The sequence below is a fragment of the Streptomyces griseicoloratus genome (assembly GCF_014534645.1).
Classification (GTDB): domain Bacteria; phylum Actinomycetota; class Actinomycetes; order Streptomycetales; family Streptomycetaceae; genus Streptomyces; species Streptomyces griseicoloratus.
The window spans coordinates 129,917-144,808 of the sequence record NZ_JACVQF010000181.1; the positions used below are offsets into that span (position 1 = coordinate 129,917).

The 14,892-nt window shown below is 70.5% G+C and carries 12 protein-coding genes; 2 read left to right on the forward strand and 10 right to left on the reverse strand.

Features of this window, described 5'->3' with window-relative positions:
• Positions 1–142: 142 nt before the first annotated feature.
• The 4 genes from H0H10_RS10320 to H0H10_RS10335 form a co-directional block, all read right to left on the reverse strand.
• Positions 143–1,498 (reverse strand): replication-associated recombination protein A, encoded by a 1,356-nt coding sequence (locus tag H0H10_RS10320; protein WP_188180566.1) that lies wholly within the window; start codon positions 1,496–1,498, stop codon positions 143–145.
• A 68-nt stretch (positions 1,499–1,566) separates the two neighbouring features.
• On the reverse strand, positions 1,567–2,229 hold the full coding sequence (locus tag H0H10_RS10325) for a vitamin K epoxide reductase family protein (RefSeq protein WP_188180567.1): 663 nt from the start codon (positions 2,227–2,229) through the stop codon (positions 1,567–1,569).
• Between the two features lie 194 nt (positions 2,230–2,423).
• The gene (hisS, locus tag H0H10_RS10330; protein WP_188180568.1) at positions 2,424–3,686 is read right to left on the reverse strand and encodes a histidine--tRNA ligase; all 1,263 of its coding nucleotides are present in this window, start codon (positions 3,684–3,686) and stop codon (positions 2,424–2,426) included.
• Between the two features lie 13 nt (positions 3,687–3,699).
• Positions 3,700–4,407, reverse strand: coding sequence for an MBL fold metallo-hydrolase (locus H0H10_RS10335; RefSeq protein WP_188180569.1), 708 nt, complete (start codon positions 4,405–4,407; stop codon positions 3,700–3,702).
• 180 nt (positions 4,408–4,587) lie between these two features.
• Between H0H10_RS10335 and H0H10_RS10340 the strand changes: the two genes are divergently transcribed.
• Together H0H10_RS10340 and H0H10_RS10345 are read left to right on the forward strand one after the other, a co-directional pair.
• Positions 4,588–5,409 (forward strand): peptidylprolyl isomerase, encoded by an 822-nt coding sequence (locus tag H0H10_RS10340; RefSeq protein ID WP_188180570.1) that lies wholly within the window; start codon positions 4,588–4,590, stop codon positions 5,407–5,409.
• Positions 5,410–5,544: 135 nt separating this feature from the next.
• Complete coding sequence (locus H0H10_RS10345) at positions 5,545–6,774, forward strand: DUF349 domain-containing protein (protein WP_188180571.1); 1,230 nt, start codon at positions 5,545–5,547, stop codon at positions 6,772–6,774.
• A gap of 69 nt (positions 6,775–6,843) precedes the next feature.
• Here the strand turns inward: H0H10_RS10345 and relA are convergent, their stop codons facing one another.
• The 6 genes from relA to ruvB all read right to left on the reverse strand — a co-directional run bounded on the left by relA (position 6,844) and on the right by ruvB (position 14,870).
• On the reverse strand, positions 6,844–9,378 hold the full coding sequence (relA, locus tag H0H10_RS10350) for a GTP pyrophosphokinase (protein WP_188180572.1): 2,535 nt from the start codon (positions 9,376–9,378) through the stop codon (positions 6,844–6,846).
• Between the two features lie 172 nt (positions 9,379–9,550).
• Entirely contained in the window at positions 9,551–10,090 is a 540-nt protein-coding gene (locus H0H10_RS10355) for an adenine phosphoribosyltransferase (RefSeq protein ID WP_188180573.1), read from the reverse strand.
• The gene (secF, locus tag H0H10_RS10360; RefSeq protein WP_188180574.1) at positions 10,087–11,205 is read right to left on the reverse strand and encodes a protein translocase subunit SecF; all 1,119 of its coding nucleotides are present in this window, start codon (positions 11,203–11,205) and stop codon (positions 10,087–10,089) included. The genes H0H10_RS10355 and secF overlap by 4 nt, the downstream gene beginning before the upstream one ends.
• 1 nt (position 11,206) lies before the next feature.
• On the reverse strand, positions 11,207–12,997 hold the full coding sequence (gene secD / locus H0H10_RS10365; RefSeq protein ID WP_188180575.1) for a protein translocase subunit SecD: 1,791 nt from the start codon (positions 12,995–12,997) through the stop codon (positions 11,207–11,209).
• A 132-nt stretch (positions 12,998–13,129) separates the two neighbouring features.
• Positions 13,130–13,624 carry a preprotein translocase subunit YajC gene (yajC, locus tag H0H10_RS10370; RefSeq protein WP_188180576.1) on the reverse strand — a complete coding sequence of 165 codons (495 nt, stop codon included), beginning with the start codon at positions 13,622–13,624 and terminating at the stop codon, positions 13,130–13,132.
• Between the two features lie 175 nt (positions 13,625–13,799).
• Positions 13,800–14,870: a Holliday junction branch migration DNA helicase RuvB gene (gene ruvB, locus H0H10_RS10375; RefSeq protein ID WP_188180577.1), complete on the reverse strand. Its 1,071-nt coding sequence runs from the start codon at positions 14,868–14,870 to the stop codon at positions 13,800–13,802.
• Positions 14,871–14,892 lie beyond the last annotated feature (22 nt).

Here is a 14,892-nt window from a genome sequence, read left to right on the forward strand (position 1 = left end):
CTCCCGGGGCTCCGGGTGGTGGTGGGCTGCCCGCGACACCGATCGACGGTGCGCGACGCTCCTGGAACCCGCTGGGGGTTCCGGCCGGCCGTCCCGTTCTGACTGCACGGGACTCGGCACTTCTGGCCATCCTACAGGCTGCTCAGGACCGCTTGCGGCCGAGGTGCTTACGGGTCCATTCCACCGCGTCCGCGTACCGTGCCTCGGCGCCGTGCCGGGTCGGGGTGTAGTACTCGCGGTCCTTCAGGGCGTCCGGGGCGTACTGCTGGGCGGCGATGCCCTCGGGCAGGTCGTGCGGGTAGACGTACCCCTGGCCGTGACCGAGCTTGCCCGCGCCCTTGTAGTGGCTGTCGCGCAGGTGGGGCGGGACCGGTCCGGCCAGTCCCTTGCGTACGTCCTCCAGGGCGGCGCCTATGGCGGTCGTCGCCGCGTTGGACTTGGGCGCGAGGGCGAGGGCGATGGTGGCGTGGCTGAGGGTGAGGGCGGCCTCCGGGAAGCCGATCATGGCGACGGCCTGGGCGGCGGCGACGGCCGTCGGCAGGGCGGTGGGGTCGGCGAGGCCGATGTCCTCGCTGGCGGAGATCATCAGGCGGCGGGCGATGAAGCGGGGGTCCTCGCCGGCCTCGATCATCCGGGCCAGGTAGTGCAGGGCCGCGTCGACGTCGGAGCCTCGGATGGACTTGATCAGGGCGCTGGCGACGTCGTAGTGCTGGTCGCCGTCGCGGTCGTACTTCACCGCGGCGCGGTCGACCGTCTCCTCCAGCGTGGTCAGGGCGATCTCGCTCTCGCCCTTGTCGAGTGCCGCTCCGGCGGCGGCCTCCAGGGCCGTGAGGGCGCGGCGGGCGTCGCCGCCGGCGATGCGCAGCAGGTGCTCCTCGGTGTCCTCGGGGAGGGTGACGGCGCCGCCCAGTCCGCGGTCGTCGGTCAGGGCGCGGCGGAGCAGGCCGCGGACGTCGTCGTCGGTGAGGGGTTCGAGGGTGAGCAGGAGGGAGCGGGAGAGCAGGGGCGAGATCACCGAGAAGTACGGGTTCTCGGTCGTCGCGGCGATCAGGGTGACCCAGCGGTTCTCGACGGCCGGGAGCAGGGAGTCCTGCTGGGCCTTGCTGAAGCGGTGGATCTCGTCGAGGAAGAGGACGGTCTCCTTGCCGTACCCCCCGACGGCGCGGCGGGCGCCGTCGATGACCGCACGGACCTCCTTGACGCCGGCGGTGATCGCCGAAAGCTCGACGAAGCGCTTGTTGGTGGCCTTGGAGACGACGTACGCCAGGGTCGTCTTGCCGGTGCCGGGCGGGCCCCAGAGGATCACCGAGGAGGGACCGGCGGGGCCGGAGGCGCCCTCGCCGACCAGTCGTCGCAGGGGCGAGCCGGGCTTGAGCAGGTGCTGCTGGCCCACCACCTCGTCGAGGGTGCGCGGGCGCATCCGGACCGCCAGGGGGCTGCCGGTCGGGTCCTTCTCCTGGCGTTCTTCGGCTGCGGCGGTGAACAGGTCGGGCTCCACGCCCAAAACCCTAAATCACCGCACTGACAACGCGGCGGGCGCCGTCGGCCGGCCCGTCAGCCGGTCCGTCAGCCGGTCCAGAAGTCCCACCAGCGGGTCAGGATCAGCATGCCGATGATGCCGATGTGCAGCACCGGCATGACCCAGGTGAACTCGCCGAAGAAGCTCTTCAGCCAGCCGGGCGCGGGCAGGAAGCCGTTGCGGACGTTGAACGACGTCACGTACCAGAACATGAGGATCGTGGCGACCCAGGCCAGGCAGCACCACAGGCACAGGGCGTTGATCCGGTACAGGGACTGGAACGTCAGCCAGGCGCAGAAGACGACGCCGAACAGGGTGCCAGCGTTGAAGGTGAGCCAGTACCAGCGCGGGAAGCGGGCCCCGGCCAGCAGGCTCATGCCGACGCAGATCACGATGCCGTAGGTGACGAGGCCGAGCATCGGGTTGGGGAAGCCGAAGACGGAGGCCTGGTCGCTCTCCATGACGCTGCCGCAGGAGACGACCGGGTTCAGGCTGCACCCGGGGGTGAAGGTCTCGCCCTTGACCTTGGCCTCGAGCAGCTTGAACTTGTCGAGCGTGATGACCCAGGCGGCGAGTACTCCGGCCGCACCGGTGATCACCAGGAGCAGGGCGAAGGCCCGGCTGCCGCCTTCGGAGCGCCGGGTGCCGGCACCGGCTTGCGGCGCGCGTTCGGGCTCGGTGGAAGCGTCCTTCACTGTCGTCTCGCTCATCACGCCGATTCCGTCATTTTGAGTGTCGGGCCTGCTTCGGGCAGTGCCATTGTGCCGCACCGGCCTGTAAAGCCACTGTTCGATGAACACAAGAACGCACCGGCGATCACCCCGGCGCAGTGCACTCCGGCCGAAACCCGTTCGACGGGGGCACGCGCGAACGAACGCGCGTGCCCCGTCGGCGTACGGAACGGTCAGCCGAGCCGGGACTCCAGCTCCGCCACGATCTCGTTCACGCCGATCGCGGTCTGCTCGCCGGACTCCATGTCCTTGAGCTGGACGACGCCGTCGGCGAGGTCGCGCTCGCCGGCGACGATCGCGTAGCGGGCGCCGCTGCGGTTGGCGTTCTTCATGGCGCCCTTGAGGCCCTTGCCGCCGTAGGCGAAGTCGGCGGCGACACCGTTCTTGCGCAGCTCGGTGACCTTCGCGAAGAGGACCCTGCGGGCCTCCTCGCCGAGCGGGACGGCGAACACGGAGGTCGCGGCCGGGATGTCCAGCTCGATGCCCTCCGCCTCCAGCGCGAGGACCGTCCGGTCGACGCCGAGGGCCCAGCCGACCGACGGCAGGGAGGGGCCGCCGATCATCTCGGACAGGCCGTCGTAGCGGCCGCCGCCGCCCACCGCGGACTGGGAGCCGAGGCCGTCGTGGACGAACTCGAAGGTCGTGCGCGTGTAGTAGTCCAGGCCGCGCACCAGCTTCGGGTCGTCCTCGAAGGCCACGCCCGCCGCGGTGATCAGCTCGCGGACCTCCTCGTGGTACGCCTTGCAGGCGTCGCACAGGTAGTCGCGCAGCAGCGGGGCGTCGGTGAGCTGCTTCTGCACCTCCGGACGCTTGTCGTCCAGGACGCGCAGCGGGTTGATCTCGGCGCGGCGCAGGGTGTCCTCGTCGAGGTCCAGGCCGCGCAGGAAGTCCTGGAGGGCGGCCCGGTAGACGGGACGGCACTCCCTGTCGCCCAGGCTGTTGAGCAGGATCCGGAACCGGCTCAGGCCGAGCGAGCGGTACGCCTGGTCGGCCAGGATGATCAGCTCGGCGTCCAGCGCCGGGTCCTCCGCGCCGATCGCCTCGGCACCGACCTGGGAGAAGTGGCGGTAGCGGCCCTTCTGCGGGCGCTCGTAGCGGTACTGCGAGCCGGAGTACCAGACCTTCACCGGCAGGTTGCCCGCCTTGTGCAGGTTGGCCTCCAGGACCGCGCGCAGCACGGGGGCCGTCGTCTCCGGGCGCAGCGCCAGCCTGTCGCCGCCCTTGGTCTCGAAGACGTACATCTCCTTGGTCACGATGTCGGTGGACTCGCCGACACCGCGCGCGAACAGCTCGACGTTCTCGAAGCCGGGCGTCTCGATGTAGCCGTAGCCGGAGCCCCGCAGCGGGGCGGCGATCGCCTCGCGGACGGCGAGGTACTTCGCCGAGTCCGGCGGCAGCAGGTCGTACGTGCCCTTGGGGGCCTTGAAGGTGCTCACGGAAGGTCTCTCGTCACATTCCTCGTCGGGGAGCCTCGCCGGCTCCCTGGCCGGCCGCCACCTGCCGCAGATACGGGTTGGTGGCGCGCTCGTGGCCGATGGTCGTCTGGGGGCCGTGGCCGGACAGCACCACGGTCGAGTCGTCGAGCGGCAGGCACACGCGGGCCAGCGAGTCGAGCATCTCGGCCATGTCACCGCCGGGCAGGTCGGTGCGTCCGATGGAGCCGGCGAACAGCAGGTCGCCCGAGAACAGGATCGGCGGGATGTCCGCCGCCTCGGGCAGGCCGAAGGTCACCGACCCCTTGGTATGGCCCGGCGCGTGCGCGACCGTCAGCTCCATGCCCGCCAGCTCCAGCTTCGCGCCGTCGGTCATCTCCCTGACGTCGTCCGGCTCCCCCACCGTCAGCTCGCCCATCAGCGGCATGCCGATGGAGCGGCCGAGGGCCTTCTCGGGGTCGCTCATCATGTAGCGGTCCTCGGGGTGGATCCAGGCCGGCACGTCGTGCGCGCCGCACACCGGGACGACCGAGGCCACGTGGTCGATGTGGCCGTGGGTGAGGACGACGGCGACGGGCTTGAGCCGATGCTTGGCGAGTGCGTCCTCGACTCCCTGGGCGGCCTGGTGGCCGGGGTCGATGATCACGCACTCCTCACCGGCGGCGGGGGCGACGAGGTAGCAGTTCGTCCCCCAGGCCCCGGCGGGGAACCCGGCAATGAGCACGATCGTCCTTCGTTGTGTCGGTTCGGGTGGGCTTGAGGGCCGGCTGCGCCCTGGTCAGAGCCTACCGGCGGTGCCGATTCCTCAGCGAACCCATATACGGTACGGGGCTACACGCAGGCGGTCGGCTCATCGCGCGCACGCGTACCGGTCGGCACACACGACGCATGAGGAGAGAACCCCGTGGTCAGCCAGGAACAGCGGCGGCGTCAGCTCGCCCGGGAGAAGTTCTTGCGGCAGCAGCAGCGACGTACCTCCGCGCGGCGCAAGGCGCGCATGCGCAACGCGGTGATCGCGTCGGTGCTCGGCGTGGTCCTGGTCGGCAGCCTCGCGCTGTACACGACCGGGGTCCTCAAGGACGACGACTCCAAGACCAACGCGAGCGCGGAGGTCACGCCGAGCGCCTCGCCCACCAGCAAGGCGCCGGACCCGTGCGACAAGCCGGCCGAGGGCAAGGTCAAGACGCAGACCTGGAAGAAGGAGCCTGCGATGACCATCGACAAGTCGGCGAAGTACACGATGACGCTGGCGACGACCTGCGGCGACATAGACATCGACCTGAAGACGTCGGCGGCGCCGCACACCGTCAACTCGTTCAACTTCCTGGCCGGCAAGGGCTACTTCGACCACACGAGCTGCCACCGGCTCACCACCAACGGGATCTACGTGCTCCAGTGCGGCGACCCGACGGGGCAGGGCAGCGGCGGTCCCGGCTACAACATCCCGGACGAGAACCTGAAGGACAAGAGCCTGAAGGACAACACGTACCCGGCGGGCACGGTGGCGATGGCGAACACCGGTCAGCCGGGCACCGGCGGCAGCCAGTTCTTCCTCGTGTACCAGAACAGTCCGCTGCCCCCCAGCTACACACCGTTCGGGACCATCTCGAAGGACGGCATGACGGTGCTGAAGAAGATCGCCGCCGCCGGGGAGAGCACCGGCGCGGGTGACGGAGCGCCGAACGCGACGGTCGTGATCGACAAGGCGACCGTCACGAAATCCTGACCCCCAACTGCGAAATTTCGGTCGCGCGGGATGCGGACAGGCCACCCGCCGGTCGCCTATGTTGGCCGTGACGAAACTGTGGACGATGCCCGGGGGCGGCAAAACCCTCCGCAGGCATCATGTGGAGGAGGCGCTGTGAGCAGCGACCCGTGGGGCCGCGTCGACGAGACGGGGACCGTGTACGTGCGTACGGCCGACGGCGAGAAGGTCGTCGGTTCCTGGCAGGCAGGCTCCCCCGAGGAGGCGCTGGCCTACTTCGAGCGCAAGTACGAGGGCCTGGTTGTCGAGATCGGCCTCCTCGAGAAGCGAGTGAAGACCACCGACCTGTCGGCGAAGGACGCCCTGGCCGCCGTCGAGCACCTGCGCGAGCAGGTCGACGCGCACCACGCGGTGGGCGACCTGGACGCCCTGCGGGCCCGGCTGGACAAGCTCGTGGAGCTGGTGGAGGCGCGGCGCGAGGAGCGCAAGGCGCAGCGGGCCAAGCAGTCCGACGAGGCGCGCAGCGCGAAGGAGGCGCTGGTCGCCGAGGCCGAGGAGCTGGCGCAGTCCGACCAGTGGCGGGCGGCCGGCGAGCGGCTGCGGGCGCTGGTGGACACCTGGAAGGGTCTGCCGCGGCTGGACCGCAAGTCGGACGACGAGCTGTGGCACCGCTTCTCGCACGCCCGGTCGGCGTTCTCCAAGCGGCGCAAGCAGCACTTCGCCCAGCTGGACGCGCAGCGCGAGGAGGCCCGCCGGACCAAGGAGCGGCTGGTCGCCGAGGCCGAGGCGTTGTCGAACTCGACGGACTGGGGTCCGACGGCCGCGCGCTACCGCGACCTGATGGCCGAGTGGAAGGCCGCCGGCCGTGCCCAGCGTGAGCACGAGGACGACCTGTGGAACCGCTTCCGCGGTGCCCAGGACGTCTTCTTCGCCGCCCGCAGCTCGGTCTTCGCCGAGCGCGACGCCGAGCAGGCGGAGAACCTCAAGCTCAAGGAGGAGCTGGCCGAGGAGGCCGAGAAGCTCCTGCCGATCCGGGACCTGAAGGCGGCCCGTGCCGCGTTCCGCTCGGTCAACGAGCGCTGGGAGGCCATCGGCCACGTGCCGCGCGACGCCCGGCCGAGGGTCGAGGGGCGGATGCACGCGGTCGAGCGGGCGATCCAGGAGGCCGAGGAGGCCGAGTGGCGCCGGACGAACCCGGAGGCACGCGCGCGTGCCGAGGGTCTGACCGGCCAGCTCCAGGCCGCGGTGGACAAGCTGCGGTCCCAGATCGAGCAGGCGCGCGCCCAGGGCAACAACGCCAAGGCCGACAAGCTCGAGAAGGAGCTGGAGGGCCGGCAGGCGCTGCTGGACCAGGCGCTGAAGGGTCTGCAGGAGTTCGGCGGCTGACCGACCCGTACGAAGGAGGCGGCCCGGCGGTGTGTCCCACCGCCGGGCCGCCTCCTTCGTGGGGCTACGTCACGAGGGCCTGCGTGCCGACGTCACCCGGTACACGTCGTAGACGCCCTCCACGCCCCGTACGGCCTTCAGGACGTGACCGAGGTGCTTGGGGTCGCCCATCTCGAAGGTGAAGCGGGAGGTGGCGACGCGGTCGCGGGAGGTCTGGACGGCCGCCGAGAGGATGTTGACGTGCTGGTCGGACAGCACGCGCGTGACGTCCGACAGCAGCCGGGAGCGGTCCAGGGCCTCGACCTGGATGGCGACCAGGAAGACGGAGGACTGGGTGGGCGCCCACTCGACCTCCAGGATCCGCTCGGGCTCACGGGACAGCGAGTCGACGTTGACGCAGTCGCTGCGGTGGACCGAGACGCCGCTGCCGCGGGTGACGAAGCCGATGATCGGGTCGCCGGGCACGGGCGTACAGCAGCGGGCCAGCTTGACCCACACGTCCTCGACGCCCTTGACGACGACCCCCGGGTCGGCGCTCGTCCGGCGTTTGCGTCCGCGACCACGGGTGGGCGGTACCGCCTCGTCGATCTCCTCGGTGGCGGCCTCTTCGCCGCCGAGCGCCTGGACCAGCTTCTGCACGATGTTCTGCGCGGAGACATGGCCCTCGCCGATCGCCGCGTACAGCGCGGAGATGTCCGAGTAGCGCATCTCGTGCGCCAGGGTCACCAGGGAGTCGCCGGTCAGGATGCGCTGGATCGGCAGGTTCTGCTTGCGCATGGCGCGGACGATGGCGTCCTTGCCCTGCTCGATGGCCTCGTCGCGGCGTTCCTTGGAGAACCAGGCCCGGATCTTGTTGCGGGCGCGTGGCGACTTCACGAAGCCGAGCCAGTCGCGGGAGGGGCCCGCGCCGGCCGCCTTGGAGGTGAAGACCTCCACCAGGTCGCCGTTGTCCAGGGTGGATTCCAGAGGGACCAGCCGGCCGTTGACCCGGGCTCCTATGGTGCGGTGGCCGACCTCGGTGTGCACCGCGTACGCGAAGTCGACGGGGGTGGCGCCCGCGGGGAGCGCTATGACGTCGCCCTTGGGGGTGAAGACGAAGACCTCGTTGCGGGAGAGGTCGAAGCGCAGCGACTCCAGGAACTCGCCGGGGTCCTCGGTCTCCTTCTGCCAGTCCAGCAGCTGCCGCAGCCACGCCATGTCGTTGATGGCGTCCTTGTCCTTGCCGGCCTTGGGCACGTCGGTGCGCACCTTGGAGGCGCCGGCGACGGCCTCCTGCTTGTACTTCCAGTGCGCGGCGATGCCGTACTCGGCGCGGCGGTGCATGTCGAACGTGCGGATCTGCAGCTCGACCGGCTTGCCGCCCGGCCCGATGACCGTCGTGTGCAGCGACTGGTACATGTTGAACTTGGGCATCGCGATGTAGTCCTTGAACCGGCCGGGGACCGGGTTCCATCGCGCGTGCACGGTGCCGAGGGCCGCGTAGCAGTCGCGGACGGTGTCCACGAGGACGCGGATGCCCACCAGGTCGTAGATCTCCGCGAAGTCACGGCCGCGGACGATCATCTTCTGGTAGACGCTGTAGTAGTGCTTGGGCCGTCCGGTGACGGTCGCCTTGATGCGGGCGGCGCGCAGGTCCTGCTGGACCTCGTCGGTGACGACGGCGAGGTACTCGTCGCGCTTGGGGGCGCGCTCGGCGACCAGGCGGACGATCTCGTCGTACATCTTGGGGTAGAGGATCGCGAAGGCGAGGTCCTCCAGCTCCCACTTGATGGTGTTCATGCCCAGGCGGTGGGCGAGCGGCGCGTAGATCTCCAGGGTCTCGCGCGCCTTCTTCTCCTGCTTCTCGCGCTTGAGGTAGCGCATCGTGCGCATGTTGTGCAGGCGGTCGGCGAGCTTGATGACCAGGACACGCGGGTCCTTGGCCATGGCGACGACCATCTTGCGCACGGTCTCGGCCTGCGCGGCCTCGCCGAACTTGACCTTGTCGAGCTTGGTGACGCCGTCGACGAGCAGGGCGACCGTGTCGCCGAAGTCGCGGCGGAGCTGGTCGAGGCCGTACTCGGTGTCCTCGACGGTGTCGTGCAGCAGGCCGGCCATGAGGGTGGCCGGATCCATGCCCAGCTCGGCGAGGATGGTGGTGACGGCGAGCGGGTGCGTGATGTACGGGTCGCCGCTCTTGCGCTTCTGGCCGCGGTGCCAGCGTTCGGCGACCTGGTAGGCGCGCTCGATCTGGCGGAGGGTGGCCGTCTCGATCTTGGGGTCGTTGCTCCGGACTATCCGGAGCAGCGGCTCCAGCACCGGGTTGTAGGGGTTGGCGCGCTGGACGCCGAGGCGTGCGAGGCGGGCGCGGACGCGGTTGGAGGAGCCCGAGCGGGTGGGCGGCCCGGCGGGCGCGCGGACGACCGGGGGGTTGGGGGCGCGCTCGGGCGGCGCCGGCTTGGGACGGGGCTGCTCGGCCGGCTTGTCGACGGGCGCCGACTGGGCGTGCTGGAGCGGCCCGCGGGTGTCGTTCTTCGCGTGGGGCGCGCTCGGCGCGGGCTTGGCCGCGGAGGCCGAGGCGGACTCGGGCTTTGCGGCGGTCAGTGGCTGGGCCTCGTCTGGCAAGAGGACTCCTCGTGCGCGATCCGGGTCCCCCGGTCAGGCTCCGGAAACCCCATGGTAGCGATCCTGCGTCCCAGGATCGCCTTCTGGCCATTGTGAGGGCCGTCAACCAGAGAAACGCCGGAGGCGGACGCCGGATTCCTCCGGGCCCGCCTCCGGGGTGCCACGAGACCTGTCAGACCGTGAGGAGCGCCTCCAGCGGGGCCCCGGCCAGAGCCGGCTCCAGCCGGGCCCGTCCGTCGAGGAAGCCCAGCTCCATCAGGACGGCGAGGCCCGCGACCTGGGCACCGGCCCGGCGGATCAGCTGCAGCGAGGCCTCGGCGGTGCCGCCGGTGGCGAGGACGTCGTCGACGACCAGGACGCGGTCGCCGGCGCTCAGGTCCTCGGCGTGCACCTCGATCTCGGCCGAGCCGTACTCCAGGTCGTACGCCTGGCTGAGGGTGGCTCCGGGGAGCTTGCCCGCCTTGCGTACGGGGATGAAGCCGAGGCCGGCCCGGACGGCGACCGGGGCGCCGAGGATGAAGCCGCGGGCCTCCAGACCGATGATCTTGGTGGCACCGGTGCGCTCGGCGATCTCGGCGAGCGCGTCGGTGAGCGCGGTGAACGCCGCCGGGTCCGCCAGGAGCGGGGTGATGTCCTTGAACACCACGCCCGGCTCCGGATAGTCGGCCACGTCCCGGATGCGGCTGAGGAGCAGTTCCCGGATGTCGGTCATCGGCGCTTCCCCGAGGGTCGGCCACGGCCGCGCGTGCGGGACGCGGACTGGTTGCGGGCGCCGACGACCGCGGCGGCCGCGTCGTCCGGCTCGTCGTCGAGCGGGCCGGACGCGACGTCGTCCTCCGGGGACTCGCCCTTGGCCGCGGCCTGGGCCCGCTTGGCGAGGACGCGCTTCTTGAGGGCCTTCATCTGCGGCTCGCGCTCCTTGAGGTCGGCGACGAGCGGCGTGGCGATGAAGATCGACGAGTACGCACCGGCCGCGAGACCGACGAACAGCGACAGCGAGATGTCGTTGAGCATGCCTGCGCCGAGCACACCGCCGCCGATGAACAGCAGACCGGCCACCGGCAGGAGCGCGACCACCGTGGTGTTGATGGAGCGCACCAGCGTGCTGTTGATCGACCGGTTGGCGATCTCGGCGTACGTCCAGCGGGTCTGCTTGGTGATGTCTCTCGTCTGCTCCTTGAGACTGTCGAAGACGACGACCGTGTCGTAGAGCGAGTAACCGAGGATCGTCAGCAGACCGATGACCGTACCGGGCGTCACCTCGAAGCCGACGAGGGCGTAGATGCCGACGGTGATGGTGATGTCGTGGATCAGCGCGACGAACGCGGCGAGCGCCATGCGCCACTCGAACGCGATCGCCAGATAGATCACCACCAGGACCAGGAAGATCCCGAGGCCCTGCCACGCCTTGTTGGCGATCTGGTCACCCCAGCTGGGGCCCACCAGATCGGCGTTGATCCTCTCCGCCTCGACCTTGAGGTCCTCGGCGAGCTGTTCCTTGATCTGGTCCGACTGGGCGGTGTCGGTGCCGGCGATCTGGATGCGCAGGCTGCCGTCGCCCAGCTTCTGGACGATCGCGTCGTGGCCGGAGGCCTCCTCCGCGTACCCCTCGGCCTGGGACACCGAGGCGCTCATGTTCTTCGGGGTGGTGAAGACCGCACCGCCCTGGAACTCGATGCCCATGTGCAGGCCGCGCACCGCCAGGCCGACGATGGCCGTGATGGTGATCAGGATCGAGATGCCGTACCAGATCTTGCGGTTCTTGACGAAGTCGTAGCCGATCTCGCCGTGGTGCAGTCGGGCGCCGAGGTTGCCGAGCTTCGACATCTCACGCCTCCTTCGTCTCGACAGGGCCGGCGGGGTGGGCGGGGCGGCGCGTGCGGCGCAGCGGCGGCTTGGCACCCAGGCTCTTCGGATCCAGACCGGACCACTTGTGGCCGCTCGCGAAGAACTTGCGGCGGGCCATCAGCGTGAGCAGCGGCTTGGTGAAGAGGAACACGACGACCACGTCGAGCAGGGTGGTCAGACCCAGCGTGAAGGCGAAGCCCTGGACCTTGCCGACGGTGACGATGAAGAGCACCGCGGCGGCGAGGAACGACACGAAGTCGGAGACCAGGATGGTGCGCCGGGCGCGCGGCCAGGCCCGCTCGACGGCGGGGCGCAGCGAGCGGCCCTCGCGGATCTCGTCGCGGACGCGTTCGAAGTACACGATGAACGAGTCCGCGGTGATGCCGATGGCGACGATGGCACCGCACACCGCCGGCAGATTCAGGGCGAAGCCGATGGTCGGGCCGAGCAGCGACATGATCACGTAGGTCAGGGCCGCGGACACCAGCAGCGAGGCCACGGCGATGAACGACAGGCCGCGGTAGTAGACGAGGAGGTAGATGACGACCAGGGCGAGGCCGATCGCGCCCGCGATCAGGCCGGCCTGCAGCTGCTCACCGCCGAGCGCGGCGGTGACGGTGGTGACGCTGTCCTCCTTGAAGGTCAGCGGCAGGGCGCCGTAGGACAGCATGTTGGCGAGGCTCTGGGCCTCCTCCTGCGTGAAGTTGCCGGAGATCTCGGCGTTGCCGCCGGTCAGCGCCTGGCTGACGTACGGGTCGGAGACGACCTCGTTGTCCAGGACGATGGCGAACTGGTTCTGCGGCGACTGGTTCTTCGCCAGCTTGCCGGTGATGCTCGCGAACTTCTTGGCGCCGCCGTCGGTGAAGTCCATCGTGACGGTCCAGCCGGCGGCGGTCTGCGTGTTGAAGACGGCCTGGGCGTCGTCGACGTCCGTGCCGTCGACCTCGGCGGGGCCGAGGATGTACTTCTGCCACTGGCCCTGCGAGTTCTGGCCGCAGGCCACCGTCGCGTCCTGCGGCTTGGCGCCGTCGCCGGCCCTGGCGCGGGCCGCCTCGTCGGTGCAGTCGAGCGCGGCGTACTGGGCCTGGAGTTCGCCGTCGTCGCCGCTGCCGGAGGCGGTGGCGCTCGGGGACGGCGAGGCCTTGCCGGAGGCGTCGCCGGACGGGGAGGGGTCGGCCTTCAGGGCGTCGGTGACCGCACGGCCCTGGGTGGTGGAGCTCGCCGATGCGGAGGCGGACGGCGACGAGCTCGCCTTCTCGTCGCCGGTGGCCTTGTCCGTGGCCTTGTCGGCGGCCTTGTCGGTGGCCTCGCCGGAGGGGCTGCCGGACGCGCTCGGCGTGGGGCTGGCCGTCCCGGCCGGGCCGGAGAGCTCGGTGGCGATGACCGGACGGAAGTAGAGCTTGGCGGTGGTGCCGACCTGCTCGCGGGCTTCCTTGGAGTTCGTCCCCTTGGGGATGTTGACGATGATGTTCCGGTCGCCCTGGGTCTGCACCTCGGCCTCGGAGACGCCCAGGCCGTTGACGCGGCGCTCCATGATCTCGACCGCGGTGTCCATGTTGGTCTTGTTGATCGCGGATTCCTGGCCGGGCTCGGACTCGGCGCGGAGCGTGATGCTCGTACCGCCGGCCAGGTCGATGCCGAGACGCGGAGTGGTGTGCCCGGAGGCGAACATCCCCCCGGTGAGCGCCACGATGGCGATCAGGATCAGGGCCAGCGAGCGCCCCGGCTTGCTCGGTGCGCTCGCATTACGTCCCTTTTTAGGTGCTGCCACCTTCTCGTACTCCCTCTCGGGCCGCCTCGCGCCGGGTCGGCGTACCGGCGGCCATGACATGGTGTCGGGATACCGTGCGAGCCGCGCGTCACGCGGGGCGCGCGGGCCCTGCCCGCGCGCCCCGGGGCACGGCTACTTCGCCTCGGAGCCGCCGTCGGCCTTCTTCGCCTGCTCGTCCGTCTTCGCCTCGGCGGGCGCGGCGTCGTCGGCCGGCTCGTCGGCCGCGTCCTTCTTGCCGAGGTCGACGGGCTTGTCGTCGGAGGCGTCGGTGGCGGAGGCGTCGGTCTCGGTGAGGGAGGAGGCGTCGTCCGGGACGATGTCGGCGTCGGACTTCAGGTCGTGCTCGATGCCGTGCACGATGCGGTTGTACTCGTCGTCGCTCAGGACGGCGCCGATGGAGTTCTTGGCGAAGAGCAGTTCGACGCCCGGACCGGCGTCGAGGAGGACCGTGTCCTCGTTGACCTCCTTGACCGTGGCGTACATGCCCCCGATGGTGCGGACGCCGGAACCGGGCTGCATCTGGTTCCGCATCTCGACGGCCTGCTGCTGCTTCTTCTTCGCCGACCGGGTCATCAGGAACATGGCCCCGATGAGCACGATGAACGGGAGGAGGGTCACGAGACTCACGGGTCGGTACTTCCTTCACACGACCGCGATGGTGAGCGGCCTGATGGTTGGGGGTGTGTGCACCGCCGACAGAGGCGGCATCGGCGGAGTCTAAGCGAGTCCGCGCGCATGGAACAACGCTCAGCATGGCACCAGGGTTCCTGGTCCGGCCAGTGTGCTCGCCGTGACGACGGCATCACGCCCCGAACAGGTCCTGTTGTCCGTTTCCCGGGTTCTGTGCGTGCGGCGGCGTGAGGCCGAGATGCGCCCAGGCGGCCGGGGTCGCGACCCGCCCGCGGGGGGTGCGCGCGAGCAGGCCCTCCCGTACGAGGAAGGGTTCGGCGACCTCCTCCACGGTCTCGCGCTCCTCCCCCACCGCGACCGCGAGGGTGGACAGGCCCACGGGACCGCCGCCGAACAGCTTGAGCAGGGCTTCCAGCACGGCCCGGTCGAGGCGGTCCAGGCCCCGGGCGTCGACCTCGTACACCGCGAGGGCCGCCGCGGCGATCTCCCGGGTGATCAGTCCGTCGGCCTTGACCTGGGCGTAGTCGCGGACCCGGCGCAGCAGGCGGTTGGCGATGCGGGGCGTGCCACGGGAGCGACCGGCGATCTCGGCGGCGCCGGCGGTGTCGATCTCGACGTCGAGCAGGCCGGCCGAGCGGTGGACGACGCGCTCCAGCTCGGCCGGTCCGTAGAACTCCATGTGCGCGGTGAAGCCGAAGCGGTCGCGCAGCGGGGGCGGCAGGAGGCCCGCGCGCGTCGTGGCGCCGACCAGGGTGAACGGGGGCAGTTCGAGGGGGATCGCGGTGGCTCCGGGGCCCTTGCCGACGATGACGTCGACACGGAAGTCCTCCATCGCCATGTAGAGCATCTCCTCGGCGGGCCGCGACATGCGGTGGATCTCGTCGAGGAAGAGGACCTCGCCCTCCTGGAGCGAGGACAGGATCGCCGCGAGGTCGCCGGCGTGCTGGATGGCGGGGCCGGAGGTGATGCGGATGGGGGCGCCCATCTCCGCGGCGATGATCATGGAGAGGGTGGTCTTGCCGAGGCCGGGGGCGCCGGAGAGCAGCACGTGGTCGGCGGTGGCGCCACGCGCGCGTGCGGCGCGCAGCACGAGGTCGAGCTGTTCGCGGACCTTTTCCTGCCCGATGAACTCGCCGAGGTCCTTGGGGCGCAGCGCGGCCTCCACGGCCTGGTCCTCGCGGTCGGCGGCAGATCCCACCAGCCGCTCCCCGGCGTCCGTGCCGGTCGTGTCGTCCCAGTTCACTGAGGTTCTCCTTGCAGGGGGC

Bases quoted from the DNA above. Each gene is read 5' to 3' on its own strand.
- H0H10_RS10325 (WP_188180567.1), bottom strand. From the start codon at position 2,229: ATGAGCGAGACGACAGTGAAGGACGCTTCCACCGAGCCCGAACGCGCG.
- H0H10_RS10355 (WP_188180573.1), bottom strand. From the start codon at position 10,090: ATGACCGACATCCGGGAACTGCTCCTCAGCCGCATCCGGGACGTGGCC.
- secF (WP_188180574.1), bottom strand. From the start codon at position 11,205: ATGTCGAAGCTCGGCAACCTCGGCGCCCGACTGCACCACGGCGAGATC.